This window comes from Veillonella sp. DNF00869 (genome assembly GCF_001553345.1).
Classification (GTDB): domain Bacteria; phylum Bacillota; class Negativicutes; order Veillonellales; family Veillonellaceae; genus F0422.
In genome coordinates this window covers 23,400-48,942 of record NZ_KQ960769.1, presented here as the reverse complement: position 1 = coordinate 48,942, position 25,543 = coordinate 23,400, and the positions used below count along the sequence as shown (strand labels likewise).

Here is a 25,543-nt window from a genome sequence, read left to right as displayed (position 1 = left end):
TCTTTCATGACTAACATAAGTTATGATGTATACTATACTCATACTTTGATGTATTCTGTTTCTATTATATCGTATCTTTCCAAGTAGTGGCAATATAGATACTTTTTACTTTATACTGAACTACTCTCCAACCCTACTTTTCGTGTCACCATTACTTTATCCACCCGCGTGTTATCCATATCCATGACCTCAAATTGCAATGGCCCATAGTGACAGCGATTAGCTTCTTTAGGAATACGACCGATTAAGTAGGTCACGAATCCCCCTAATGTTTTATACAGATCCTCTTCTTCACCTGGTAATAATTCATCCACTTCAAAGTATTCTTTCAGTTCTTCAATGCTGATAAGACCATCCACAAGATACGTACCATCTTCTCGTTGGACGATGCGATTTTCTTCTTCTTTCTTTTCCTCTTCCCCAGATGGCATCAATCCCACGATTTCTTCCATAATATCGTGGAATGTAATCATCCCACTCATACCACCATATTCGTCTAGCACAATGGCTTCATGAGTACCTTCTTCTCTGAAAGTAGATAATACTTTCATTAAGGACAAGGATTCTGGTACGAGCACTGGTTTACGCATGCAATAAGCTAGAATATCTTTCATCGGACGATGACTTTCTTTCATCTGTTGTGCCAACACATCTACAGAAGAGACTAAGCCTTTCAACTCATCTAAGGAATCATCACCTACTGGAATACGATGTTCGTTGCATTCCATAATGGTTTCTAGGATGTCCTCATCACTAGCGTTAATATCAATCCACGTCAACTGCGTACGAGGTGTCATAATATCGCTGGCATCGAGGTCAGCTAAGCGGAAAATATTTTCTACTAACACTGGCTCTTCCTCTTCATAAGCGCCTAGTTCCACACCTTGTACAAGCATTTTATTAATTTCCGATTCCGTTACCGGTGCTTCTTCCTTGTGTTTAACGCCTAATACTTTCAGTAGCACCGTTGTAGACATACTGAGAAGTGCCACAAATGGTTTTGTGATGGTGGCAAAGTATTTCATAGGGATGGCCATCATGATGGCAATGGATTCTGGAGAATTGTATGCCAACCGTTTTGGTACTAATTCCCCTATGACTAAGGATAAATAGGTTGTTAAAGATACGATGAAAATAGGGCTCACTGTATCGGCATAATCAGCTAACCACAAGATATGTTCTTTGATATAGGTCGCCATAGGATCGGAAAAAGTAGCCCCTGAATACAAACCAGTGACGATACTAATTAAAGTAATACCAATTTGTATAGTGGAAAACATTTCATTCGGATCTTCCGCTAGCTCGATGGCCATGCGAGCTCCACGATTACCGGCTTCTGACTTTTCTTCTAATAATCCTTTACGAGCATTAATAATGGCTAATTCCGTCATGGAAAATAAACCATTTAAAATGATGAGTATGACTACAATTAAAATTTCTATACCTATGTCACTGCCCACTGATTCTATCTCTCCTTATCGATTCCTATCTATAAAACTATACTATATGTATCTAACTAATCATCTACTAACTTTAAATAGTTATGTATTCTAGTACAATACTTACTGTCTATTTTTACTAAATTATATTTCAATACTTAAAAATATATTGAAATACTTCTGCATTCTTATATAATACTTGTTTGCTATTTGTAAAAGTAACTCTAATACATACTAAATAACAACCGCTGTTCCTGTGCATGTTACCATGAGCATACCATTCGTTTCACCTAATGTTTCATAACTCACAGATACACCTACGATCGCATTAGCTCCCATATCTTTCGCACGTTTACTCATTTCTTTTAAAGATGCCTCACGAGCGCTAGATAAAGATGATTCATAACTATTACTACGACCCCCTACAACATCTCGAATAGAAGAGAAAAAGTCTTTCACAAAGTTACGACCTTCTACAACTTCTCCAAAGACGATTCCTTTATATTCTTTAATTGGTTGTCCTTCAATTTGCATCGTTGTTGTAATAATCATAGGTGTCTCCTTTATTCTCATATTGATATGATTTAAACCTTATTATTCGTATTATATCATATTTAGAATACTTCCATATAACACTATATAAATACTTGTTGAATCAGTACCATATACAGAATTGTTCCACCCCCAATGGATAGGAACATATTTCCTTTCCATAGGTGTAGTAATACTGTCACAGCTACTGCGATTATGTCCGGCATACCATGATATACGCCAGATAAATCTACATGTCGTAAGGAAAATACTACTAACAAACTCATCGTTGCCGACGGCAATACTTTCCCTAAATACTGCACATAAGCAGGTGTTTTCGTTTTCGAATTAAATATGACAAATGGTAAAAACCGTGTTGCCATAGTGCCTAGCACAACAATGGCAATGGTTATGATTTGTTCCGTGAAAGTCATTGCTCTCCCTCCATTGTTCTACGTAACAGACTTAATATGACTACGATTCCAATCATAGCAGGAATCATAAAGTGTTCACTGCCAAAGACAATCAAGGCAACGCCAGGAATCACTAATCCTATGCCAGAGCTAATCAAATTTCGTTGCATTTTATATTGCTCCAAAGCCAATACAATAAAGAGTGCAGTCAGTACAAATTCTAGTCCTTTTGCATTAAAAGATAATACAGATGCAAAAAGATTACCTATGACAGAACCCACAACCCAATATAACTGATTCAATAAAGTTACAAAAAAATAACACCATTTCTTGGAAATTTCAGCAGGAATTTGTGATGTATAGTTAATGGAAAAACTTTCATCCGTCATTCCAAATATGAGATATGGTGTTAGCCATCCCATATGTCTATATATAGTTAACATAGAAATTCCATAAAATATATGACGCCCATTGACCATGAGTGTAATTAAAAAAGCACCTACTGGATCGAAAGGAGATAGTAACATAGCTACTGTTACAAATTCCATAGATCCTGCATAAATGAGAGCACTCAATGCCAATGTATAGCCCCAGGAAAATCCCATAGAATGCATATAAATGCCATAGGATAGCCCTAAAAATAAAAATCCCAATAATAACGGTGTTGTTTTAAGAAAACCATATCGAAAGGCAGATATTATTGTATTTTTTGTTGGTTTAGGTTCCATATATACCATCCTTTCTTTCATCGTGTATCATTAGTATTACTAGATTATCAAATTTTATAAAATACTGACAATTATTTTATATAAATGATTAAATACATATATATTCAAAATATGTACATGGATACAAATAACTTAGTGCCACTTTTACTATACTATCAAATTCTAGAATACTTATATATTTATATAATATATAATAGGTTAATAAAAGATTATTTTTTAACCTATTTCCTTTAGTATCCTATTTTAATTATAAAATTAATGAACAGAAAAACAGCCCATGGGAACTTCTTCCCATAGGCTGTTTCTATTAGTCCTCAAAATCGCGAGATAAATCCACTTCTTTTAGAGGAACTACTTTTGTTTTATATTTTGCTTTATACCATAAGTATACAGCGAAGAATACTGGAAGACCAATATAAGCAACGGATACTCCGTACCAGTCAATACTTTCACCCATGAAGGCTGTATAGTTTTGACCAGCAATAATGATCAAACACAATGCTAAGGCAAACAATGGACCAAATGGGAACCAAGATGCTTTGTAAGGCAATTTGGATACATCATGACCTTGTGCCACATAAGCACGTCGAAAACGATAATGTGCAATCGCAATCCCCACCCATGTGATGAATCCACTCATACCACTGATATTAATCAACCAAGTATAGGCTTGACCTTCCCCAATTAAGGATGTTAAGAAAGCAAACAAACCAAAGGCTGCTGTTGCTAACAATGCCGGAATTGGCACACCACGTTGGTTAATAGAGCTAAATAATTTTGGTGCATCTCCTGATTTAGATAATGCATATAACATACGTGTAGAGGAGAATAAACCAGAGTTACCAGCCGATAATACAGCGATCAACAAAATAGCATTGATGAAATGTGCCGCCCAGTCAAATCCAAAACGGTCAAATACCAATGTAAATGGACTGATGGACACATTTTCCACAGAACTGTTCAATAAATTTGGATCATTATAAGGGATTAAGAAACCGATGACTGTGAAAGAACCAATATAGAACAATAAAATACGCCAGAAAATAGAGTTAATGGCTTTAGGAATATTTTTTTCTGGATCCTCAGACTCACCAGCAGCAGTACCAATTAATTCTACCCCTTGGAAAGAGAAACCAGCAATCATAAAGATAGCTAAGATAGAGGAGAATCCCCCTACAAATGGAGCCTCTTCGATAATCCAGTTATGGAATCCTGGAGATTCAGTACCAACCCCAAGAATCAATAAAGATCCTAATAATAAGAATACAATAACAGTAATAACCTTGATGCTAGAGAATAGATATTCACTTTCACCAAAAGAACGAGCTGATAAATAATTCAACACAAACAGAATCAATAAGAACAAAGCAGACCAAACAATAGCTGGCACATCAGGGAACCAGTATTTCATGATGAATGCACTGGCTACCAATTCCGCTGCTAATGTAATAGCCCAGTTAAACCAAAAGTTCCAACCTAAGGCAAAGCCCAAAGCTTTATCTACATAGCGAGAGGCATGAGTACCAAAAGAACCAGATACTGGCAAATACGTAGTCATTTCCCCTAAACTAGTCATCAAGAAATATACCATGATACCGATGAAGCTATAAGCAATTAACGCGCCACCAGGACCTGCTGTACTCACTACTTCACCACCGGCTACGAATAAACCTGTACCAATAGCACCGCCTAAGGCAATCATATTCATGTGGCGGGATTTCAAACTTCTTTTTAATTTGTTATTTTCCATGAGACTTCTCCTTATAAGTCAAGATTTCGTACATATTCTGCATTATCTTCGATAAATTTTCGACGAGGCTCTACCTTATCCCCCATCAAAACGCTAAATATCTTGTCTGCTGCAATACTGTCTTCCATGCTGACTTGTAGGATGGTTCTATGTTCAGGGTTCATAGTTGTATCCCATAATTGTTCTGCATTCATTTCACCAAGACCTTTATATCGTTGGATCGTAATGCCTTCACGGCCAATTTCATCCAATCTATCTGAAAGTTCTTGGTCACTGTAGGCATACCATTGTTTTTGACCTTTTTTAATTTGGTACAACGGTGGTTGTGCAATAAATACATGACCTTCTTCAATCAATGGTCGCATATAGCGATAGAAGAATGTCAATAATAAAGTACGAATGTGTGCGCCGTCCACGTCCGCATCTGTCATAATGATGATTTTATTGTAACGGCTCTTCGTAATATCAAAGTCTTGTCCTATACCTGTACCAAAAGCAGTAATCATAGAACGAATTTCTGCATTGGCTAAGATTTTATCGAGACGAGCTTTTTCTACATTTAAAATTTTACCGCGCAATGGCAAAATCGCTTGGTAACGACGATCACGGCCTTGTTTTGCGGTACCACCCGCAGAATCACCTTCGACAAGGTAAATCTCTGTCATAGTTGTATCTTTTTCAGAACAATCTGCCAATTTACCAGGTAAGGAGCTCACTTCTAACGCATTTTTACGGCGTGTCAATTCACGAGCTTTACGGGCTGCTTCACGAGCACGACTCGCATTGGTTGCTTTTTCGATGATTTTCTTCGCTTCTGCTGGATGCTCCTCTAAGAAGACACGCAATCCATCAGATACGATAGTATCTGTAATCCCTTTGACTTCGCTATTGCCTAGTTTACCTTTTGTTTGGCCTTCAAATTGTGGTTCCAATACTTTTACGCTCACCACAGCTGTCAAACCTTCACGTACGTCTTCCCCAGTCAAGTTGCTTTCATTTTCTTTCAAAATGCCAGCCTTGCGACCATAATCGTTTAAGGTACGTGTTAAGGCTGTACGGAAACCGCTCAAGTGCGTACCACCATCAATGGTGTTGATATTATTAACGAAGGACAAAATCGTTTCGCTATAACTATCGTTATATTGTAATGCCACGTCTACTACCACATCGTCACGAGTATTATCGATGGAAATAACACTTGGTGTGATAGCTTCTTTCGCTTCATTTAAATATTCAATGAATTGTACTAAGCCACCTTCGTAATGGAAACTTTCACTGCGACCTTCTCCACGTTTGTCGGACAAAGTAATACGTAAACCTTTATTCAAGAACGCCAACTCTTGTAAGCGAGTTTTTAATACATCAAACTCAAAGATGGTGGTTTCAAAAATTTGTGCATCTGGTTTAAATCGTACTGTCGTACCTGTGCAATCCGTCGTACCGATTTCTTTCAAATCAGACGTTTTATTACCACGTTCAAAGGAAATTTCTTGAATTTTTCCATGTTGGTATACATCGACAATAGTCCACTCACTTAAAGCATTTACTACGGAAATACCTACCCCATGAAGACCACCGGACACTTTGTATCCACCACCGCCAAATTTACCACCTGCATGAAGTTTGGATAATACTAGTTCTACCGCAGGCATACCTGTTTCATGCATTCCTGTCGGAATCCCACGACCATCGTCAATAACTTCAATACTATTATCTTCACAAATGGTCACTTCAATATGCGTTGCATACCCCGCTAGGGCCTCATCCACACTATTATCTACAACTTCATACACCAAGTGATGTAATCCACGGGCAGATGTGCTACCAATATACATACCAGGTCGCATACGAACGGCTTCTAAGCCTTCGAGGACCTGTATATTACCGGCATCATAATTTGTTTGTTCTGCCATCTGACATCCTCCTACTATTTATATAATGACATCCCATACTGGTCACCATATTCTATATAATACATTCTATTATACAATACTTTACTATCTCTGTGAAAGTCTAAGCCTTTATTTCACTTGCATTTTATCTGTTTCATTCCAACGATACTTATTTGTAATATTTACAACTTCTTCATAAGACAATTCTTCTTGCGATTTCGATGTAATTAACATAGTAGCCCAATACATATCATTCGCATCCGTAGATCCTTGGAACAAGCGAGTTAAATAATAATAAATACTTTCTTCTTTTGCCACTTCATACCATTCATAGGTGCACCAAGGAGCAATTGCTTTCATTTGGTCATACTTATAATGAGGATAATCCTTCAATAAACCTTTTACCGTACGAATGATATGTCTATACTTTTTATATTCACACTGAGGGCATACCTTCGCAGAACCTTCCGATTGCCAACGACCACAGGTAGGACATTGATGAAAATGCTCTTGCTGTAGTACAAATTCTTTCTTCGCTTGCTCCATGCGTGTTTGTAATACTTTTTGTCGAAGTTCCTCATGGCGAATTACACGAACAGAATCTTCTATACTTTGCACAATCTCAGAGGGCAATACAATTTGTTGAAAGTCTATGATTTCCTCATAAACAGGTGTCATATCTAAGGCATCCCCTGATACAAGCTGATCTTGTAAAGCACGTCGTGGGAGCTGTACTTTGATATCTGTAATAATAGATTCTCCATAATACTCACACAATGCTTCTAATAACTGTGGTTTGCGCATAGTCATCTCTTGCATCCATACAGTATGACCAATTTCAACTACGATAACAGGTGGCTTTATGTGCACTAATTTTGCTTGTCCATTCACCATAGGTCCTACGACAGATTCCCAATCATGATAGAGTTTCATAAGTCGATACATTTCATAAATGCCTAGTTCTTGTAACATAGCATCACGAAGATCCATTACTCCTGTAAAAGATTCTAGATTACTCTCCATGTATCATTTCCTCCGTCAAGTCTATATACTGCACCTTGTCTAAGTCCATTGTATCTGTTGTATCAGTAGTAGTAATAATTGTCTGTACACGTTTATGAATGAATTTGATTAAATTAGATCGACGTTCCTGATCTAATTCACTGAGTACATCATCTAATAGTAAAATAGGATATTCTCCTACTTCCGATTTAATATATTCTAATTCACTTAACTTAACTGATAAAATTGCTGTCCGTTGTTGTCCTTGTGATCCAAATCGTTTTAAATCCATAGAACCTGAATAAAAGATAATATCATCACGATGAGGTCCCACTGATGTTTGTAACCGTCGCCGATCCTCTGATAAATTTTCTTGTAAAGCCTGTAATAAAGCATCTTTTGTTACTAATAGTTGTTTCTCACTATAAGGTTGAGTATATTGCAATCGCAAATCTTCTTTACCATTGGTTAGTTTCCGATTCATTAAATCCATTAATTGATTTAATTTTTTTAAACTTTCCAATCGTTTTTGAATAATTTGTGAGCCTAATGTAGCTATTTGTTCATCCCAATCTTGTACTGGTACCTTACTCGTATGACTATATTCTTTAAGTATACGATTTCTCTGTTGTACAGCTCGCTGATACATCGTAAGCTGATGATAATATTGAGGACTAGTCTGACTAATTTCCATATTTAAAAAACGACGACGTAAGGAAGGAGTTCCCTTAATTAAATCTAAATCTTCTGGAGAAAAAATGACTGTATTCAAAGTGCCTACTAATTCTTTTTGCGATAGAGGATTATCATGCAAACGAATGACTTTTTTTCCTTGACGCCCCCATTTAATCTGCAACGTATGAGGCGTATCAGCTTTCATAAAGTGAACGATAATACTAGCCTCATCCTCATTCCAAGAAATGACATCTTTCATATCCGATGTACGATGACTATGTCCCATCGTGGCAATATAAGCAGATTCTAGGATATTTGTTTTCCCTTTTCCATTAGGACCATGGATGACAATGATTTCTGGTGTGAAAGTAATAGTTTTATGACGATGATTGCGAACATGTATGAGTTCCAATTCAGTCACATACACAATTAAGCCTCCTTCACCACAGTAATTCTTATTTCATTAGCAATGGTTACTACATCATTAGGATAGATTTTTTTACGTTTTTCTGTAACTACTACATCATTTAAAATGATTTTATTTTCTTCTAATAACACTTTAACTTGACCACCTGTTGATAATACATTGGCATATTTTAACAGTTGATCTAATTGAATATACTCTGTATGAATGGATACAGTTTCTTGATTCATAATTTCCTCTTTTCTCTTAATTATGTGTATGAACTGGTGTTACCACATAGGTGTAATGGTCATTATTATCTTGACGAATTACCATAGCCCCTTGTTCTTGTAAGTACATATGAATTCTTTCACCTGTGCTATGTTTCAATAATTCATCTATATATTTACCGTTAAAATTAATAGTGAAAGGATTTCCTTCAAAGGTACATAAAACAATATCTTTTACCATACCAATATCAGCACTTTGAGAACTTAATGTAACTTGATTCTCTTCCCAGTCATAGCGAATGGCAGAATAACTCATATCTTTCGCCATAAAATAGACACGATCTAAGGAACTAGCAAATTCACGACGATTTAAAATAGCACTAGCATCGAATTTAGCAGGAATAACACGTTTATAATCAGGATATGTACCTTCAATTAATCTTGAAATAATATATACAGTATCAAATACAATAGCTACTTGATTTCTATTCCAAATTAATTTAACCATAACAGGTTGATCCGATGGTAATACTCTGGATACTTCTTCTACAGTGCGTTTTGGAATGACAATACGCATTGGGTTTTCAAGAGCTGCATCTAAGGTTACTTTTTTAACAGCCATACGATGTGTATCAGTGCCTACCATAGTAAGCTCATTGCCTTCAATTTCCACTAAGGTACCACAGAAGATAGGCCGATCTGTATCCGTAGAAGTAGCATATACAGTTAAGTCGATTAATTGTTTTAGCTGTTCTCCGTCAATCATAATACTATTATCATCTTGGATTTGTTCCACCAAGGAAAAATCTTCTACTTGCATAGTCACAAGTTTAAATTCAGAATGATCAGATTTAATCTGTAATTGATTAGAATTGTCTGGCTTATATAATTCTACTTGTTCACCTGGTAATTTTTTTAGAATTTCTTGAAAGTATTTAGAACCTACTACAATAGTACCAGGTTCAAGAATAGTAGCATCTACTTGGGATCTCATTCCAATTTCAAAATCGTTAGCTTGTAATTCTACGTAGTTATCTTTTGTAGAAATGTAAATAGATCCTGGTAAATTAGAGCTTGTTTTATTACTTGCTACACGTTGGAATAGTGACATGGCTTTCACTAATTCATGTTTGTTAAATTGAAGTTTCATTATTAACTCCTTATGACTAATATAACTATGTTAAAGTTTTTTATTTAAAGTAGTAGACGTAGTAGTAGGACGCGTGTATAAGTGGATAGGTCCATAAAACTTATAAATTTCAATGTTTTACACATGTTTACAACATTGGGATTAGAAAATTTTATATATCCACATAGTAACAGGTCTATAAATACCTTGTGTGTAAGTGTATGTTTGTTAACAATGTAATCACAAAATGTAAACAAGTTAAACACATACTTATACACAAATTTAATATTACTTTGCTTCTTCTAATTCTTTGCGAATACGATCGATAGTATGTCGTAAATCTTGGTCTTTTTCTATTTCTCTAGAAATTTTTTCATATGCATGTAATGCGGTAGTATGGTCTTTTTTACCAAAAGCAAAGGAAATTTGAGGGTAACTTTCATTGATTAATTCACGAGCTAAATACATAGCAATTTGGCGTGGATGAGCATATTGCTTATTTCGTTTTTGACTTACTAAATGTTCTAGCTTGATTTTAAAGTAATCTGCTATAAATTCTTGAATATACTTAATGGATAATACAATTTTTTCTGTATGGATGATAAAGTCTTTAATTGCCTTATTTGTAAATTCTACATCAATTGTTTCTAATCGATTTGTAATAGCCGCTTGTGTAATTAATGTTTCAAAGGCGCCTTTTAGTTCACGAATATTTCGCTTATTAAAATACTGTGCAAATAGGTGGATAACCTCTTTTGGAACATATAAGGTTGGGTATTCACTACGACGATGATCGATTTCCTCATGGATGATGGCTTCAATCATCTCAGGATTTGGTGCTTCAATTTCTACAGTAAGACCACTGTTGAATCGTGTGATTAAGCGTTCTTCCATTTCTTTATAATCTTTTGGTGGTTTATCGCTAGACAGGATAACCGCTTTATTGTGACTCAATAAATGATTGAAGGTATTAAAAAACTCTTCTTGCGTCGTTTTCTTATTTTTTTCTTCTAAGAATTGTACATCGTCAATGATGAGTACATCGATATCTCGGAAGTTACGACGGAATTGATCCGGTGTTTTTGTCCGTAATGATTCAATAAAACTATTCATAAAATCTTCACTGGTAATAGACATAATTTTAGCAGATGGATTGAGGGCTAAAATTTCATTGCCAATAGCATGCATTAAATGGGTTTTACCAAGACCAGATTGACCGTGAATATATAGTGGATTGTAACGAAGTCCTGGATTTTCAGCTACTGCTTTCGCAGCACTGAAAGCCATACGGTTAGAATTAGATTCGATATAATTATCAAAAGTGAAAGCACGATTTAGATGTGATTTTGAAGAACTACTCATGTTTCGTTGTACAGGTGGTACAGGAACGGTTGTTTTAGAAGCAAATAAATCGGCAGGGACTGGTCTTTGAATGCCTTGTGAAGGAGAAGTATTTCTTTGAATGATGACAGGAGAATCATAACTAGGACGGCTTACTCCTTCTGGTAATACTTCATTATACTCTTCTGCATCCCAAGGGGGAGGGATGATAGGAGATGGAGAGCTTTCTATTGTTGTGTCTTCAATAGAAGGCATATCGATAGGCGGCATAGGGGGAATCTCTGTAGGAGGTGTACTCATCTGTTCCGCAGGAGATGCATTTACCGTTGCCGTATCTGTTAAATAGTCGATGGTCTGCAAGGTAGGGAGTAAACTTTTTGCTGCCTCTACGATTTGGTTATGGACTAATGGGGTTTGAATATATTTTAGCTTGCTAGGATCCATAACAAATAAAGTCAAAATAGTAGATGTCATAGAATAGGGCATCAATGAATTAACAACCAAGGAATCCCACATTTGCTGGGGCATTTTCGTTTTTGTTTTTTGCATCACTTGGTCCCATAGGGAGTAAAGATCTAAGTCACTCATAATAAACCTTCCTGCATGTGTATAAGAATTATTTGTCCACATCATCATAATGTGGATAACTAAAAATTAGACAAAGAAAAAGAGTTCATAAACAAGATAATAAGTAGAATTGTTTCTATCCACAATAATGTGAATAAGTCAGTGGATAACATGTGAAAAATAAAAATACTTGTTTATAACCCTTCGTTGGTGTATGTCATTATTATACCAAAAACTTTTTTTCTTTACTATGCATTCTCTGGGATTCATTTTTACTTTTCTATAGTTCTTCCCAAAAATCTTTACTTATTACTATAAAAGTTATAATGAAAGTAAAGAATTTAGCATAAGGAAATAAAGAGTATCATAAAAGATATGAGATATTTATAGATGTATATAGATATCTATTACAACAATATTACATATCGTTTATATATATGCTATTAAAAACAAGGTTTATATTGACAGAATTAGGGTTTATACATATAATTACTATGTTATGGTATACGAAAAAATAAACCTATCATGAGGAGGTGTTGTTGTAATGAAACGTACTTACCAACCAAATACACTTTGGAGAAAACGTACTCATGGTTTCCGTGAACGTATGAAAACCATCGGTGGCCGTCTAGTATTAAAACGTCGACGCGCTAAAGGCAGAAAACGCTTATCTGCATAATCAAATATACAGCTAGAGAACTTGGCCGTACAGCCAAGTTTTTCTGTATGTACGGTATTAAAGGATAACTATGAATAGTTTAACAAAAGATAGAAGAATACGGAAAAACAATGAATATCAATTAGTGTATAAGCACGGTCGCTATGAAGTGGGACGTCTTTGTGTGGTCTATCATATGCCAGTGGCAAAGCAAAAAAGTAAAATTGGTTTCGTCACAGGTAAAAAAGTAGGTGGCGCAGTACAGCGCAACAGAGCACGACGTTTGATGAAAGAAGTGTATCGTCTGCATCAACATGAATTGCGCGAAGGTCATCATATTGTAGTTGTAGGTCGAGGTTATTTAGCCAATGCTACGTATGAACAAGCAGAACGTGAAATGATGCGTCTATTCAAAAAATGTAAATTAGTAAAGGATAGAAACTAATGGGTATTAGTAAACTTGTAAATTACTTGTTAATTGGATTAGTTCAGTTCTATCGATATGCTCTATCTCCTTTAAAGCCAAGTACTTGTCGTTTTTATCCCACCTGTTCGATGTACATGTTGCAAGCATTGCGACGGTATGGACCTTTAAAAGGTAGCTATTTAGGCATAAAACGGATTTTGAAATGCCATCCCTTTCATAAGGGTGGATATGATCCTTTGCCGTAGCACAGTTTTGGAAATACCTGAGTACCTGTATGGATGAAATATAGACCATACCATAACGTATATGGGTACACAAAGGTGTATACTACAGAGAACAAAAAAAGGAGTAGACATGGAAATCTTTCAATATTTAGTAGATTTTATGAGAAGCCTTGTGGAATATTCGTTTTTGGGCACAAAAGCGATGGGCTTCCCGAGCTATGGTATCGCGATTATTTTGCTTACCATTGTTATTAAACTTATATTAGCACCGTTGACACAAAAACAAGTGCAGTCTATGAAAGGCATGGCTGATTTACAACCAAAAATGAAAGCCATCCAAGACAAATATAAGGACAATCCACAAAAAGCACAGCAAGAAATTATGAAAATGTACAAAGACTTAGGCATCAACCCATTAGCTGGTTGTTTACCACTTCTTGTGCAAATGCCATTCTTGATTGCTATATTCTATGCATTGCAAGGATATCCATATGATCCTCAATATGCGCAATTCTTATGGTTACCAAATTTGAGTGATCCAGATCCAATCTATGTATTACCAGTGTTATCTGCCTTGTCTACTTACATCATGAGTAAACAAACATCTGCTAGCGGTGGTAATAATCAACAAGCAAAGATTATGAATATCTTTATGCCACTATTCATTGGCTATATTAGTTTAAACTTTGCTAGTGGATTGGTAATTTACTGGGTAGTTTCAAATCTATTCCAATTAGCACAACAAACATTAATTTATCGTAATAACAAATAGGAGGCTAGGCATGGATTACATTGAAGTGTCAGCAAAAACGATTGAAGAGGCAACTTCACAAGCAACAGCCCAAATTGAATCTCAAGGTCGTGTTGTTACGTCTGTGAAAGTGTTAGAAGAGCCATCAAAAGGTTTTTTAGGCTTTGGTAAAAAAGATGCTCTTGTTCGAGTATACTTTGAAGCAGCAGCGGTAACTCATACAGCTGTTACGGAAGAGCCAGTAGTACCGGTTGTAGAAATTGTAACGGAAGTAGCGGTAGACACTGTGGAAACAGTGGAAACTGAAATTCCTGTGGTAGTCGAAGATGGTATTACAAAAGCAGAACAAGATTTCATTGCCGATACAGGTAAAGAATTTTTATTAGGCATGTTTGGAAAGATGGGTTTATCTGTACAGATTGAAAAATTGACTACTAAAGATAAGATCACATTCCAAGTACATGGAGAAGACTTAGGTATTTTGATTGGTAAACATGGTCAAACATTAGATGCCATTCAATATTTAACAAATCTTGTGGCTAATAAAGAAGTTCGCCGTCGTTGCCAAATTGTTGTGGACGTAGAAAATTATCGTTCCCGTCGTGAAGAAACTTTGATTCAATTGGCACATCGCTTAGGTGCTAAAGTACGACGTACACGTCAAAAAATTGCTTTAGAACCAATGAATGCTTTTGAACGAAAAATTATTCACTTAGCTTTGCAAAACGAAAAAAATATCAAAACAGATAGCGAAGGACAAGAACCATATCGTCATATTGTAATTTATTACAAACGATAGACTTCTACTATATATCATCAACTTTTATATTGATGTATATGCATATCTGTAGAGATGACAATAGATGATTTGTGGCATATAGTAACAGATTATCTATAACTATGAAGAGGGCCCTTCGGGGTCCTTTTTCTTAGAAATATAGAAAAAAGCTATGAGTTGAATATATAAAATCAACTCATAGCTTTTTTAGTTTAAGGGGCTGTTTTGTTACAGCCCCTTTTTATATGGTGTATATATTAAAAAGAAATAATATAGTTATTAGGTTTTATATAGCTATTTAGTGGTTCAGTTATATCCACGGTTATTAATTTCCCATAGGGTGATACTGATATTGTCAAGATCAGTTCCTACTGTCTACAGACTCTTTACGGCTCGATGGGGAAATAATCCGCAGGGACGGGGGCAAGGATGCCAACAAAGACAAAGTCCTTCGTGCCTGTATTTTTCATCCCGTGGCACATGCCCTTCGCTGAGACGATGACATCGCCCTTCGCGATGGGGTGCTCCTCTCCGGGGGTAGGGTAAAAGACGCCCTCTCCCTCAATGCAAATCCATATATCATCTGCATTGGCGTGACCGTGCGGCTGAATCGTCTGCCCAGGCTTTATGACCCAGACGACACCGCTCGTTGACTCCGTGCTGTAGATTGGCGTGCGCGTTGCGACATTGCCCGCCTTTGCCACATTTGCCACGCGAAAACGTCGCGTTGCAAAATCGTTTGTGATTTCATTTACCATGATGTTTGCTCCTTTCAAAAATTCGTATTTTATATCGTTTTAGGGTGCTCAGTTAAAGTAATCATCGTCATATCCTTCGCTATTCAACTTCATTTTACAACAAACCAATCCTTATGACAACAATGGGATTTGATATTGTCAAGATCAGTTGACAAATTTTCTTTAGAAGAATACAAATGCTGTAACTCTTTATAGTCTAATTCCTTCAATACAGCATCGAGTAACCGCATAGGAGCTGTTTCTTTTATCATCAACATGCCATAATCCAATGGTAAAACTAGTTGGCGAGGCATTACTAGTTTAGTATAATTAAATTCATTGGTATATTATTTCTTCACATAAAAGGTGGCTTTCCCTTTTCCGTGTCGTTCAATGTACTTTTCTTCTACTAATTGTTTCAACATATTTTCTATGGTGGATTTACTTAGGATTGGAACTGCATTCAATACTTTGAATCTTTGCAATTTCCACTAGTGTATCTAGCACAGCAGGCTTTTGTTGTATGAATAGTTCCTGTTTTCCCTTGTGTTCATGGATCTGTGCTAATAAATTAATAATTTCACTATCCCATAGAGTACTTTCATAGAGTGAATAATTAAAAGTTTTCATTCGCCTACTCCTTTCTATATTCGCCTAATTATACCATATTTTTAGGCGATTAAATATTACAATAGGCGAATCAATAGCAAATTCTAGTAACTTTCAATACAACTCATATGGCACAACAGAATCGTTAAGCATACAAAAAAGCACGGCCTGAACCGTGCTCTTTTTTATCAGATTTAATTATACATTCATGTTAGCTGCTTTACGAACGTAGAACCAGTAACATACGAATACTGTTACGATATTGAAAGCTAGTAATACTGCGAATGCTGGGTGGATACTTCCAAATGTTGTGTACACATAACCAAAGATCTTTGGTGTAATGAACGCACCGTACGCAGCAACTGCCGCTACGAAACCAGCAATTAAGGAAGATTGTAATCCATCTGTGAAGATGTGAGGAATCATACGGAATGTAGATCCTGTTACGAAACCGCAGGATACGAACATTAATACAGTCATTCCAAAGAAAAAGTCGAAGTGATGCATATCCACGCCTACAGCGATTAATACAGTAGTGATACATAAACCAATCAAACCGATGAAAGTAATTTTTGTACCGCTATTGATTTTGTCAGCTAACCAACCACCTACTGGACGAAGGCTGGCAGATACTAAAGGTCCCACGAATGCGATGTGAGCAAATGGAATTTCAGGGAACTCTGTTTTAACAAGTAGACCAAGTGCTGCTGCATATCCAGAGAAGGCACCGAAGGAACATGTATATAACAATGTCATAGCCCATGTGTGTTTGTTGCTAAAAATTTGAGCCAGCGCTTTAGGATTAGGTTTTGCTAGTGGCAAGTTATCCATGTAACGAGTCATGCACGCTAAGATAATTACTAAAGGCACAATCCACATAAACGCCGCGTTGGCTAAGTATACTGCATTGCCTTTAACGATAGCTGGTGTGACACCGAAGATATTACCTAATGTAGCAGAACCCATAGCGAATGGAGCTAAGAAATAGATAACGGAGATCCCAAGGTTACCAATACCACCATTAATGCCAAGAGCGGTACCTTTTTCAGATTTAGGGAAGAAGTTACCGATGTAAGCCATGGAGGAGGAGAAGTTACCGCCGGCTAAACCGATCAAAGCTGTTAAGATCATGAATGTTTCATAAGATGTTGTTGTATCTTGTACAGCATAGCCTAACCATACTACAGGTACTAATAAAATAATTGTAGAAATAAAAGTCCAGTTTCTACCACCTATTAAAGCTGGCATGTAAGTATAAATAAAACGGAATGTAGCACCTACTAAACCTGGGAAGGCAGCCAGTGTAAATAACTGTTCTGTTGTGAAATGGAATCCAGCTCCATTTAATTGTGCTGCGATGGTTGACCATAAATACCATACGCAAAATGATAACGTTAATGCAATGGTAGAAACTACCAAGTTTTGTTTAGCAATTTTTTTGCCAAACTTTTCCCAAAATTCGGGATTTTCTGGTTGCCAGTTCGCAATAATTTCTTTGCGGCTCGCACCCACTTGAGGCATTTTCATCTCTGACATGAGAACACTCCTTTAATCCTTTCAACGTACAACTTGTGATACTTTTTGTATCACAGTAAATCGAAGACACAAATTAGTATAAAAAAATATTGACTTATGCCATACTTTCATTATAATATGTGCCTAAAATCACACACTTATTATATAAGATATAATATAATGTGAATGTGATAAAAAGCACAACTTATATAATTATTAATAAGTTATAATGGTAATGTACGCAAAATTTAAAATGTATGTGACGGATTGGTATGATGAAAGCAGTAAAACTTCATAAGTATCAATGTTACTGAAAGATGTATGGTGACAGTATGGAACAGGAGTTAATCAATCAATTGCTAGCATTGCCGGGTGAAGTAATTCATCTGAAAAAGGGAGAATTTTTATTTCACGAAGGCGATAAGGCAGAACACTTTTATATCGTTCAGAGAGGGCGTCTGAGTATTAAGAAATTTGAATCCACTGGACATACCTTTGCACTGCGTTTAGTAGGCAAAAATAATGTGCTTGGAGAAGTTCCTTTGTATGAGACGAATACGAGATCGTATGTATTTAATGCCATAGCAAGAGAAGATTGCTCGGTCTATTGCATACGGTATGATGTATTAGAACCTGCTATAGCTAAGGATCATTCATTAGCGATTACGATGATGAAGATTTATACACTTCATATGCGTCGACAACAAGCTAAGTATAGAGACTTATTATTATACGGTAAGAAAGGTGCATTTTATTCTACATTATTGCGTTTAGCTAATAGCTATGGTATCAAACGTGATGACGGTATTTATATCGATATTGCTTTGAGTAACCAAGAATTAGCTGAATTTACTGCCACATCACGGGAAGGTTTAAACCGCATGCTAAGTGAGTTACGAAAGTTAGGCTATGTAGCCTATGATAAACACCATCTGGTAATCTGTGACTTTGATGCATTAATCGATTTGCTAGATTTAGATATAGAAACTATCGATCCTAATATTAGCAATATCGAATGATTAAGGTTATCCCCCCTTGCTGTGAGCACTACGAAGGCAAGGGTTTTTTTGTATTTTTAAGGAGGACATGAGATGAGTCTTTTATCTCAAAAATTTAAGTTTCTTCGCAAGAAGGACGTATCTCCAACAGGCCATCAAATCACAGAAGAAGGTGGTCGTGAATGGGAAAATTTTTATCGTGACCGTTGGTCCTACGATAAAGTAGTCCGCACCACACATGGCGTAAACTGTACTGGTTCTTGTAGCTGGAATATTTACGTAAAAAATGGTGTTGTAGCGTGGGAAAATCAAGCAACTGATTATCCTAAAACACCAGATGATATGCCAGATTACGAACCACGTGGATGCCCTCGAGGATCTACTTTCTCTTGGTATTTATACAGCCCACTACGCGTAAAATATCCATATGTACGTGGTGAATTGATCGAGCTTTGGAGAGAAGCGAAGAAAACTGCTAAAAATCCTATCGAAGCATGGAAATCTATTGTAGAAGATCCTGAAAAAGCAAAACGTTATAAATCTGCTCGTGGTATGGGTGGCTTTGTACGTTCTACTTGGGATGAATCTACAGAAATCGTAGCAGCTTCCTTATTATATACAGCAAAAACATATGGTCCAGACCGCAACGCAGGATTCTCTGTAATTCCAGCTATGTCCATGTTGTCCTATGCAGGTGGTGCGCGTTTCTTGAACCTTATGGGTGGTACTCCACTTTCCTTCTATGACTGGTATGCTGATTTGCCGCCATCAAGCCCACAAGTTTGGGGTGAACAAACTGATACACCAGAATCTGGTGACTGGTACAATGCAGGTTACATCATTACATGGGGTTCCAATGTACCATTGACTCGTACACCGGATGCTCACTTCTTGGCAGAAGTACGTTATAAAGGTACAAAAGTAGTCTCTGTATCTCCTGACTATGCAGAATCTACTACATTCTCCGACACTTGGTTGAATGTAAAAGCAGGTACAGATGCAGCGATGGCAATGGCAATGGGTCATGTCATTCTGAAAGAATACTATGTAGATAAAGAAACTCCATATTTCAAAGAATATGCGAAAGAGTTTACTGACTTACCATTCTTAGTACGTGTAGAAGAAATCAATGGTGCTTTACAAGCGGGCCGTTTCTTGAACAATCAAGATTTAGGTAGCACAGAAGATGGCGCTGATTTCCACACTGTCGTTATCGATGAAATTACGAATACAGTAGTGGCACCAAATGGTACATTAGGTGATCGTCATACAAATCCTAAAAAATGGAATTTACGTCTTGAAAACCGTGCAACAGGAGAAAAAATATCTCCTCGTTTATCTGTCATCGACCAACGTGATTCCGTAGCATTAGTTAAATTACCATACTTCGGTGACGAAGCTCATGAAGGTATTATTGAACGTGCTATTCCTGTTATGACAGTACAAACTAAAGAAGGTCCTGTACAAGTAACAACAGTTTACGACTTGATTCTTGCTAACTATGGTATCGATCGTGGTTTAGGCGGTGAAGTGGCGACTAGCTATGAAGAAGACACTCCATATACACCAACATGGCAAGAAAAAATTACTGGCGTGAAAGCAGACGTAGTGATTCGTACAGCTCGTGAATTTGCAGACAACGCAGAACAAACAAAAGGTCGCTCCATGATCATCATGGGCGCTGGTATCAACCACTGGTATCATGCTGACATAATTTACCGTACGATCCTTAACTTGATCATGTTCTGTGGTACAGAAGGCGTTAACGGCGGTGGCTGGGCTCACTATGTAGGACAAGAAAAATTACGTCCTGTAGAAGGTTGGGCTGGCATTATGACAGCGAACGACTGGAGTAAAGCACCTCGTTTACAAAATGGTACATCTTGGTTCTACTTTGCTACAGAACAATATCGTTCTGACTGCATTGACCTAGCAGACCGTGTATCTAAATTAGCCACACCTCGTTACAGACACCCTGGTGACTATAATGTATTGGCTGCTCGTTTAGGTTGGTTGCCGTCCTACCCTACTTTCAACCGTAACTATCAAGATTTAATCAATGATGCTCGTGCGACAGGTGCAGGTACTGAAGCTGAAATTAACCAATACATCGTACAAGCATTGAAAAATAAAGAGTTGAAATTCTGCGTAGAAGATCCTTCTGCGAAAGAAAATCATCCACGCAACTTGTTCGTATGGCGTTCGAACTTGATTGGTTCCTCCTCTAAAGGTCATGAGTACTTCTTAAAATATTTATTAGGTACAAAAAATGGCGTATTAGAAGATGAAGATGCACCAGTACGTCCAGAAGAAATCAACTGGCGTGAAGCTCCTGAAACAGGTAAATTAGACTTGTTGATCGACATCGATTTCCGTATGGCTTCTACGGCGTTATATTCCGATATCGTATTCCCTGCAGCAACATGGTACGAAAAACAAGACTTATCTTCCACAGATATGCATCCATACGTGCACGTATTCCAAGCGGCTGTTGATTGCGCATGGGACACTAAATCTGACTGGGATACATTCCGTACTTTGGCAGAAACTGTATCTCGCGTAGCGAAAGAGTCTGGTTTCACTGAATACGAAGATATCGTAGCACAACCATTGGGTCATGACAGCCCAGGCGAAGTGGCTCAACCATTGGGTAAAGTATTAGACTGGAGCAAAGGCGAATGTGAACCAATTCCAGGTAAAACTATGCCAAATCTTGTACACGTAAAACGTGATTACAGTAAAATCTTTGAAAAATTCATCGGCTTAGGTCCTAATATTGAAAATAAAGTAGGCGCTCATGGTTTAGCATGGGATGTAACAGATGAATATCAATCCTTATATGAACAAAATGGAACGATCGACCAACCAGGTTTCGTATCTCATGGTCGTCCTAGCATCTACGAAGCACGTGAAGCTTGTAATGTTGTGTTAACCTTGTCCTCTTGTACGAATGGTAAATTAGCAGTTCGTTCTTGGCAGGCTATGGAAGAAAAAACAGGCTTAACAGATCTTCAAAAGAATGCAAAAGGTCGTGAAGAAGAACGCATTACCTTCGACGATATGGTACGTCAACCACGCTTTATCATTCCATCTGTGACAAGTACAGGTAAAAATAATAAAGACCGTCGTTATTCTCCATTTACAACATCTACTGAGGATAAAGTTCCATTCCGTACGGTTACGGGTCGTCAATCCTTCTATTGTGACCATGAAATGATGCGTGACTATGGTGAGGCTATGGCGCTTTACAAACCAGTCTTGTCCTACGCACCAGTGAAAGGTGATTATGCACAAGAGGGTGTTCCTCAAATCACATTGAAATACTTAACACCACATCATAAATGGTCTACACATAGTATGTACTTCGATAGCCAACAATTGTTAACATTGTTCCGCGGTGGACAAACAATTTGGTTAAACGAAGATGATGCGAAAGAAATCAATGTCCAAGATAATGATTGGGTAGAAGCTTTCAATAAAAATGGTATCGTTGCAGCCCGTGCTGTAGTATCCCCACGTATTCCTCGTGGTATTTCCTACATGCACCATGCCCAAGACCGTCACATCAACGTACCTGCTGCACAAATTAAAAAACAACGCGGTGGTACACACAATGCACCAACTCACATTCATTTGAAACCGACACATATGATTGGTGGTTATGGTCAATTAAGTTATGGATTCAATTATTATGGCCCAACTGGCAACCAACGGGATATGACTATTGTGGCTCGTAAAATGAAGGAGGTAGATTGGCTTGAAGATTAAGGCTCAAGTATCTATGGTCCTAAATTTAGACAAGTGTCTAGGCTGTCACACATGTTCTATCACTTGTAAAAATACATGGACAAACCGCGAAGGTGCGGAATATATGTACTTTAATAATGTGGAAACCCGCCCAGGTGTTGGCTACCCTCGTCATTGGGAAGACCAAGAAAAATGGAAAGGCGGCTGGACTGTTGGTAACGATGGAAAATTAGCATTGGCTACAGGTTCCAAAACAAATCGTCTGATGAAATTGTTCTATCATCCAGAACAACCTGAGTTGAAAGACTACTTTGAACCATGGACATATGACTATGAAACATTGATCCATTCTGGTCGTAAAAATAACCAACCAGTAGCACGTCCACGTTCGTTGGTAACAAAAGAAAAAATGGAAATCAAATGGGGTCCTAACTGGGATGACGATTTGGCTGGTGGTGAACACGCTCGCTCTGATGTTAACTTAGCTAAAATGGGCGAAGATATTGTGTTTGACTATGAAAAAGTATTCATGCGCTACTTACCTCGTCTATGTAATCACTGTTTGAATCCAGCATGTGTGGCAGCGTGCCCATCTGGTGCGATTTACAAACGTGATGAAGACGGTGTGGTTCTGGTATCTCAAGACGTATGTCGTGGCTGGCGCCATTGCGTACCATCTTGCCCATACAAAAAAATCTTCTATAACTGGGAAACAAATAAAGCTGAAAAATGTGTATTCTGTTACCCACGTTTGGAAAATGGTTTGCCTCAAATTTGTGCGGAAACTTGCGTAGGTAGAATGCGTTATGTAGGCGTTGTTTTCTATGATATGGATAAAGTAGAAGCTGCCGCAGCTACTAAAGATGATACAGATATCTACGAAAATACAGTGGATTTAATCTTAGATCCTCATGATCCAGAAGTAGTAAAAGCGGCTCGTGCAGAAGGTATTGGTGAAGCTTGGATTAAAGCAGCACAAAAATCTCCAGTTTACAAATTGATCAAGGAATGGAAAGTGGGCTTGCCACTACATCCAGAATATCGTACATTACCAATGGTTTGGTATGTGCCGCCATTGAGTCCAATCGTACAACGCATTACATCTGAAGTATACTTACCAGATGCAAACGAAATGCGCGTGCCTGTACAATATCTTGCGAATCTATTTACAGCAGGTAATGCAGATGCACTAGCTCGCGTATTACAACGTGTATTAGATATGCGGGAATATATGCGTCGTCGCGATGTAGGTGGAGAGGCTCCTGAGCATCCAATCGATTTAACAGAAGATCAAATGTACGAAATGTACAAATTATTAGCATTATCTAAATACAATGATCGTTTCGTGATTCCTACAGATATCAAAGCGTCCCGTGAAGGTCGTGCAGATATGCAACATAAACGTGGTTTTGCCTGTCCTACAGGGGGATGTCAATAATGAATGATGCTCAGAAAATAGCGCTTATCGCGTCATTTCTGCTTCGCTATCCCGATGCCACTTGGTATGATGAATTACAAGAATGGAAGGGGGACGCAACATCTGTTGCGCACCCTCAACTCCGTCAAGCCTTGGTAGAATTTTTCGACTATGTGGAAGAAACACCTCGTAAAGAGTTTGAAGATCAATATGTGCGTACCTTTGACTTTAGTCAAAATACGAATATGTATTTATCTACTTATGAATTACAAGGTACAGGGGAACAAGCAGAAGAACTTGTTAAATACAAAGCATTTTTCCTTGAAAATGGCTATGACTTACCAAAAGAAATGCCAGACTTTGTCCCAGCTATTCTTGAATTATGTGCGCTTATCGAAGAAGAAAAAGCAAAAGAAATTTATGAATACTGTAAACCAAAATTAGAATATATCCGGGAACGTTTCATCGAAGCGAAACTGCCGTATGCATTCTTATTTGATGTTATTTTATCTGTTGCTAATGGATTGGAGGACGGTGTACTATGAGTTTATTTCTATGGGGCGCCCTGCCTTATATCGCTTTCACCTTCTTTGTCGTAGGGACTCTTGTTCGTTTCTTTTACTTTGAAAGAAACTGGACCACAAAATCAAGTCAATTTTTAGAAAAGAAACAATTGCGTATTGCGAACCCATTGTTCCACTTTGGTTTGCTTTGCGTTATTGGTGGCCACGTGGTAGGGGTATTGATTCCTAAAACTTGGACTGCTATGATCGGTATTGATGACCATATGTACCATCAAGGCGCATTGTATATGGGGGCTGTGGCTGGTTTCCTATTTATCCTAGGATTCTTAATGCTTATGAAACGTCGTTTCACAACACCTGAATTACGTGCAAACACATCTAAAATGGATGTATGGTTGTACTTGTTCTTTACACTAGCTATCGTAAGTGGTATGGCTGGTACATTATTGAATGCGTCTGGATTCTTTGACTATCGTGTATCTATTGGACCTTGGTTCCGTAGCGTATTGATGGCTATGCCAGATCCATCCTTAATGGAAAACGTACCTGGTATCTTTAAGTTCCATATGCTATCCTGGATGATTGTGGCTATTGTATTCCCATTCAGCCGTTTAGTACATTGCTTAAGCGTACCATTTAACTACTTAGCACGACCATTTATCGTGTATCGTAAACGAGACCGTCGCTAATTTTCTCTATGAAAGCTTGTGGCGTTTGTAACTGAATAGTGCAAAGGGAAGAGCACGGCATACCCCCTCTCAAACGGTATTTCATAATGCTTGTTTGGGGGCACGCCGTGCTCTTCTTGTATTTGTGTGATTCGGGTAGTTAAGGAATGCCACAAGGCTTTCTACGATAAAGGGGCGCTCCTTAGAGTTGTCTCTTGTTTCGCTATGTAGCCTGTGGCTATCGTAACTAAATAGGGCAAAAGGAAGCCCGTAACACACTCCTTCTCAAACTATACAGTGGTTATGTTTGTTCAGGGGTATGTTACGGGCTTCTTGTGTTTGTGTGATTCGGGTAGTAAAGAACGCCACAAGGCTACTACTCGTAATGGC

At 37.5% G+C, this 25,543-nt stretch carries 24 protein-coding genes; 10 read left to right on the top strand and 14 right to left on the bottom strand.

Annotated features, from left to right (window positions below):
- Nucleotides 1–110: 110 nt before the first annotated feature.
- The 11 genes from HMPREF3032_RS04245 to dnaA form a co-directional block, all read right to left on the bottom strand.
- Complete coding sequence (locus HMPREF3032_RS04245) at nt 111–1,460, bottom strand: hemolysin family protein (protein WP_062402267.1); 1,350 nt, start codon at nt 1,458–1,460, stop codon at nt 111–113.
- A gap of 213 nt (nt 1,461–1,673) precedes the next feature.
- Nucleotides 1,674–1,991 carry a YbjQ family protein gene (locus HMPREF3032_RS04240; RefSeq protein WP_062402264.1) on the bottom strand — a complete coding sequence of 106 codons (318 nt, stop codon included), beginning with the start codon at nt 1,989–1,991 and terminating at the stop codon, nt 1,674–1,676.
- 83 nt (nt 1,992–2,074) lie between these two features.
- The gene (locus HMPREF3032_RS04235; RefSeq protein WP_062402260.1) at nt 2,075–2,404 is read right to left on the bottom strand and encodes a branched-chain amino acid transporter permease; all 330 of its coding nucleotides are present in this window, start codon (nt 2,402–2,404) and stop codon (nt 2,075–2,077) included.
- Entirely contained in the window at nt 2,401–3,111 is a 711-nt protein-coding gene (locus tag HMPREF3032_RS04230; RefSeq protein ID WP_062402256.1) for an AzlC family ABC transporter permease, read from the bottom strand. Before HMPREF3032_RS04230 ends, HMPREF3032_RS04235 begins: the two co-directional genes overlap by 4 nt.
- Before the next feature lie 307 nt (nt 3,112–3,418).
- Complete coding sequence (locus tag HMPREF3032_RS04225) at nt 3,419–4,861, bottom strand: amino acid permease (RefSeq protein ID WP_062402253.1); 1,443 nt, start codon at nt 4,859–4,861, stop codon at nt 3,419–3,421.
- 11 nt (nt 4,862–4,872) lie between these two features.
- The gene (gene gyrB / locus HMPREF3032_RS04220; RefSeq protein WP_062402249.1) at nt 4,873–6,774 is read right to left on the bottom strand and encodes a DNA topoisomerase (ATP-hydrolyzing) subunit B; all 1,902 of its coding nucleotides are present in this window, start codon (nt 6,772–6,774) and stop codon (nt 4,873–4,875) included.
- Nucleotides 6,775–6,882: 108 nt separating this feature from the next.
- Entirely contained in the window at nt 6,883–7,776 is an 894-nt protein-coding gene (locus HMPREF3032_RS04215; RefSeq protein ID WP_062402246.1) for a DciA family protein, read from the bottom strand.
- Nucleotides 7,766–8,857 (bottom strand): DNA replication/repair protein RecF, encoded by a 1,092-nt coding sequence (recF, locus tag HMPREF3032_RS04210; protein WP_009353960.1) that lies wholly within the window; start codon nt 8,855–8,857, stop codon nt 7,766–7,768. The genes HMPREF3032_RS04215 and recF overlap by 11 nt, the downstream gene beginning before the upstream one ends.
- A 2-nt stretch (nt 8,858–8,859) precedes the next feature.
- A complete protein-coding gene (locus tag HMPREF3032_RS04205; protein WP_062402244.1) occupies nt 8,860–9,084 on the bottom strand; it encodes an RNA-binding S4 domain-containing protein in 225 nt (74 codons plus the stop codon).
- Nucleotides 9,085–9,100: 16 nt separating this feature from the next.
- Entirely contained in the window at nt 9,101–10,213 is a 1,113-nt protein-coding gene (dnaN, locus tag HMPREF3032_RS04200) for a DNA polymerase III subunit beta (protein ID WP_062402241.1), read from the bottom strand.
- Nucleotides 10,214–10,480: 267 nt separating this feature from the next.
- Nucleotides 10,481–12,121, bottom strand: a complete 1,641-nt coding sequence (gene dnaA / locus HMPREF3032_RS04195) for a chromosomal replication initiator protein DnaA (protein ID WP_062402239.1) — start codon at nt 12,119–12,121, stop codon at nt 10,481–10,483.
- A gap of 523 nt (nt 12,122–12,644) precedes the next feature.
- On the opposite strand from dnaA, the gene rpmH reads away from it, so the two are divergent.
- The 5 genes from rpmH to jag all read left to right on the top strand — a co-directional run bounded on the left by rpmH (nt 12,645) and on the right by jag (nt 14,959).
- Nucleotides 12,645–12,779, top strand: coding sequence for a 50S ribosomal protein L34 (gene rpmH / locus HMPREF3032_RS04190; protein WP_004692946.1), 135 nt, complete (start codon nt 12,645–12,647; stop codon nt 12,777–12,779).
- 70 nt (nt 12,780–12,849) lie between these two features.
- The gene (rnpA, locus tag HMPREF3032_RS04185; protein WP_062402236.1) at nt 12,850–13,203 is read left to right on the top strand and encodes a ribonuclease P protein component; all 354 of its coding nucleotides are present in this window, start codon (nt 12,850–12,852) and stop codon (nt 13,201–13,203) included.
- Nucleotides 13,203–13,430, top strand: coding sequence for a membrane protein insertion efficiency factor YidD (gene yidD / locus HMPREF3032_RS04180; protein WP_009353977.1), 228 nt, complete (start codon nt 13,203–13,205; stop codon nt 13,428–13,430). Before rnpA ends, yidD begins: the two co-directional genes overlap by 1 nt.
- Nucleotides 13,431–13,539: 109 nt before the next feature.
- Nucleotides 13,540–14,181, top strand: coding sequence for a membrane protein insertase YidC (locus tag HMPREF3032_RS04175; RefSeq protein ID WP_062402233.1), 642 nt, complete (start codon nt 13,540–13,542; stop codon nt 14,179–14,181).
- Nucleotides 14,182–14,191: 10 nt separating this feature from the next.
- Nucleotides 14,192–14,959, top strand: coding sequence for an RNA-binding cell elongation regulator Jag/EloR (jag, locus tag HMPREF3032_RS04170; RefSeq protein ID WP_062402228.1), 768 nt, complete (start codon nt 14,192–14,194; stop codon nt 14,957–14,959).
- Nucleotides 14,960–15,324: 365 nt separating this feature from the next.
- On the opposite strand, the gene HMPREF3032_RS04165 is transcribed toward jag, so the two are convergent.
- From HMPREF3032_RS04165 to HMPREF3032_RS04155, 3 genes are all read right to left on the bottom strand, one after another.
- Nucleotides 15,325–15,696 (bottom strand): cupin domain-containing protein, encoded by a 372-nt coding sequence (locus tag HMPREF3032_RS04165; RefSeq protein ID WP_038145013.1) that lies wholly within the window; start codon nt 15,694–15,696, stop codon nt 15,325–15,327.
- 420 nt (nt 15,697–16,116) lie between these two features.
- Nucleotides 16,117–16,305 (bottom strand): hypothetical protein, encoded by a 189-nt coding sequence (locus HMPREF3032_RS04160; RefSeq protein ID WP_062402225.1) that lies wholly within the window; start codon nt 16,303–16,305, stop codon nt 16,117–16,119.
- 177 nt (nt 16,306–16,482) lie between these two features.
- Nucleotides 16,483–17,820: an MFS transporter gene (locus HMPREF3032_RS04155; protein ID WP_009353948.1), complete on the bottom strand. Its 1,338-nt coding sequence runs from the start codon at nt 17,818–17,820 to the stop codon at nt 16,483–16,485.
- A gap of 311 nt (nt 17,821–18,131) precedes the next feature.
- Between HMPREF3032_RS04155 and HMPREF3032_RS04150 the strand changes: the two genes are divergently transcribed.
- The 5 genes from HMPREF3032_RS04150 (at nt 18,132) to narI (ending at nt 25,174) form a co-directional block, all read left to right on the top strand.
- Nucleotides 18,132–18,818: a Crp/Fnr family transcriptional regulator gene (locus HMPREF3032_RS04150; RefSeq protein ID WP_072270761.1), complete on the top strand. Its 687-nt coding sequence runs from the start codon at nt 18,132–18,134 to the stop codon at nt 18,816–18,818.
- Nucleotides 18,819–18,890: 72 nt separating this feature from the next.
- The gene (locus HMPREF3032_RS04145; RefSeq protein WP_062402219.1) at nt 18,891–22,565 is read left to right on the top strand and encodes a nitrate reductase subunit alpha; all 3,675 of its coding nucleotides are present in this window, start codon (nt 18,891–18,893) and stop codon (nt 22,563–22,565) included.
- Nucleotides 22,555–23,982, top strand: coding sequence for a nitrate reductase subunit beta (narH, locus tag HMPREF3032_RS04140; RefSeq protein WP_062402215.1), 1,428 nt, complete (start codon nt 22,555–22,557; stop codon nt 23,980–23,982). The genes HMPREF3032_RS04145 and narH overlap by 11 nt, the downstream gene beginning before the upstream one ends.
- A complete protein-coding gene (gene narJ / locus HMPREF3032_RS04135) occupies nt 23,982–24,506 on the top strand; it encodes a nitrate reductase molybdenum cofactor assembly chaperone (RefSeq protein ID WP_009353985.1) in 525 nt (174 codons plus the stop codon). Before narH ends, narJ begins: the two co-directional genes overlap by 1 nt.
- The gene (gene narI / locus HMPREF3032_RS04130) at nt 24,503–25,174 is read left to right on the top strand and encodes a respiratory nitrate reductase subunit gamma (protein ID WP_062402212.1); all 672 of its coding nucleotides are present in this window, start codon (nt 24,503–24,505) and stop codon (nt 25,172–25,174) included. Before narJ ends, narI begins: the two co-directional genes overlap by 4 nt.
- The last annotated feature ends 369 nt before the right edge of the window (nt 25,175–25,543 follow it).

What these genes read in the sequence shown, in the direction of transcription:
- HMPREF3032_RS04240 (WP_062402264.1), bottom strand. Translation starts at nt 1,991, where the DNA reads ATGATTATTACAACAACGATGCAAATTGAAGGACAACCAATTAAAGAA.
- HMPREF3032_RS04235 (WP_062402260.1), bottom strand. Translation starts at nt 2,404, where the DNA reads ATGACTTTCACGGAACAAATCATAACCATTGCCATTGTTGTGCTAGGC.
- HMPREF3032_RS04230 (WP_062402256.1), bottom strand. Translation starts at nt 3,111, where the DNA reads ATGGAACCTAAACCAACAAAAAATACAATAATATCTGCCTTTCGATAT.
- HMPREF3032_RS04225 (WP_062402253.1), bottom strand. Translation starts at nt 4,861, where the DNA reads ATGGAAAATAACAAATTAAAAAGAAGTTTGAAATCCCGCCACATGAAT.
- gyrB (WP_062402249.1), bottom strand. Translation starts at nt 6,774, where the DNA reads ATGGCAGAACAAACAAATTATGATGCCGGTAATATACAGGTCCTCGAA.
- HMPREF3032_RS04215 (WP_062402246.1), bottom strand. Translation starts at nt 7,776, where the DNA reads ATGGAGAGTAATCTAGAATCTTTTACAGGAGTAATGGATCTTCGTGAT.
- HMPREF3032_RS04205 (WP_062402244.1), bottom strand. Translation starts at nt 9,084, where the DNA reads ATGAATCAAGAAACTGTATCCATTCATACAGAGTATATTCAATTAGAT.
- dnaN (WP_062402241.1), bottom strand. Translation starts at nt 10,213, where the DNA reads ATGAAACTTCAATTTAACAAACATGAATTAGTGAAAGCCATGTCACTA.
- dnaA (WP_062402239.1), bottom strand. Translation starts at nt 12,121, where the DNA reads ATGAGTGACTTAGATCTTTACTCCCTATGGGACCAAGTGATGCAAAAA.
- rpmH (WP_004692946.1), top strand. Translation starts at nt 12,645, where the DNA reads ATGAAACGTACTTACCAACCAAATACACTTTGGAGAAAACGTACTCAT.
- rnpA (WP_062402236.1), top strand. Translation starts at nt 12,850, where the DNA reads ATGAATAGTTTAACAAAAGATAGAAGAATACGGAAAAACAATGAATAT.
- yidD (WP_009353977.1), top strand. Translation starts at nt 13,203, where the DNA reads ATGGGTATTAGTAAACTTGTAAATTACTTGTTAATTGGATTAGTTCAG.
- HMPREF3032_RS04175 (WP_062402233.1), top strand. Translation starts at nt 13,540, where the DNA reads ATGGAAATCTTTCAATATTTAGTAGATTTTATGAGAAGCCTTGTGGAA.
- jag (WP_062402228.1), top strand. Translation starts at nt 14,192, where the DNA reads ATGGATTACATTGAAGTGTCAGCAAAAACGATTGAAGAGGCAACTTCA.
- HMPREF3032_RS04165 (WP_038145013.1), bottom strand. Translation starts at nt 15,696, where the DNA reads ATGGTAAATGAAATCACAAACGATTTTGCAACGCGACGTTTTCGCGTG.
- HMPREF3032_RS04160 (WP_062402225.1), bottom strand. Translation starts at nt 16,305, where the DNA reads ATGAAAACTTTTAATTATTCACTCTATGAAAGTACTCTATGGGATAGT.
- HMPREF3032_RS04155 (WP_009353948.1), bottom strand. Translation starts at nt 17,820, where the DNA reads ATGTCAGAGATGAAAATGCCTCAAGTGGGTGCGAGCCGCAAAGAAATT.
- HMPREF3032_RS04150 (WP_072270761.1), top strand. Translation starts at nt 18,132, where the DNA reads ATGGAACAGGAGTTAATCAATCAATTGCTAGCATTGCCGGGTGAAGTA.
- HMPREF3032_RS04145 (WP_062402219.1), top strand. Translation starts at nt 18,891, where the DNA reads ATGAGTCTTTTATCTCAAAAATTTAAGTTTCTTCGCAAGAAGGACGTA.
- narJ (WP_009353985.1), top strand. Translation starts at nt 23,982, where the DNA reads ATGAATGATGCTCAGAAAATAGCGCTTATCGCGTCATTTCTGCTTCGC.
- narI (WP_062402212.1), top strand. Translation starts at nt 24,503, where the DNA reads ATGAGTTTATTTCTATGGGGCGCCCTGCCTTATATCGCTTTCACCTTC.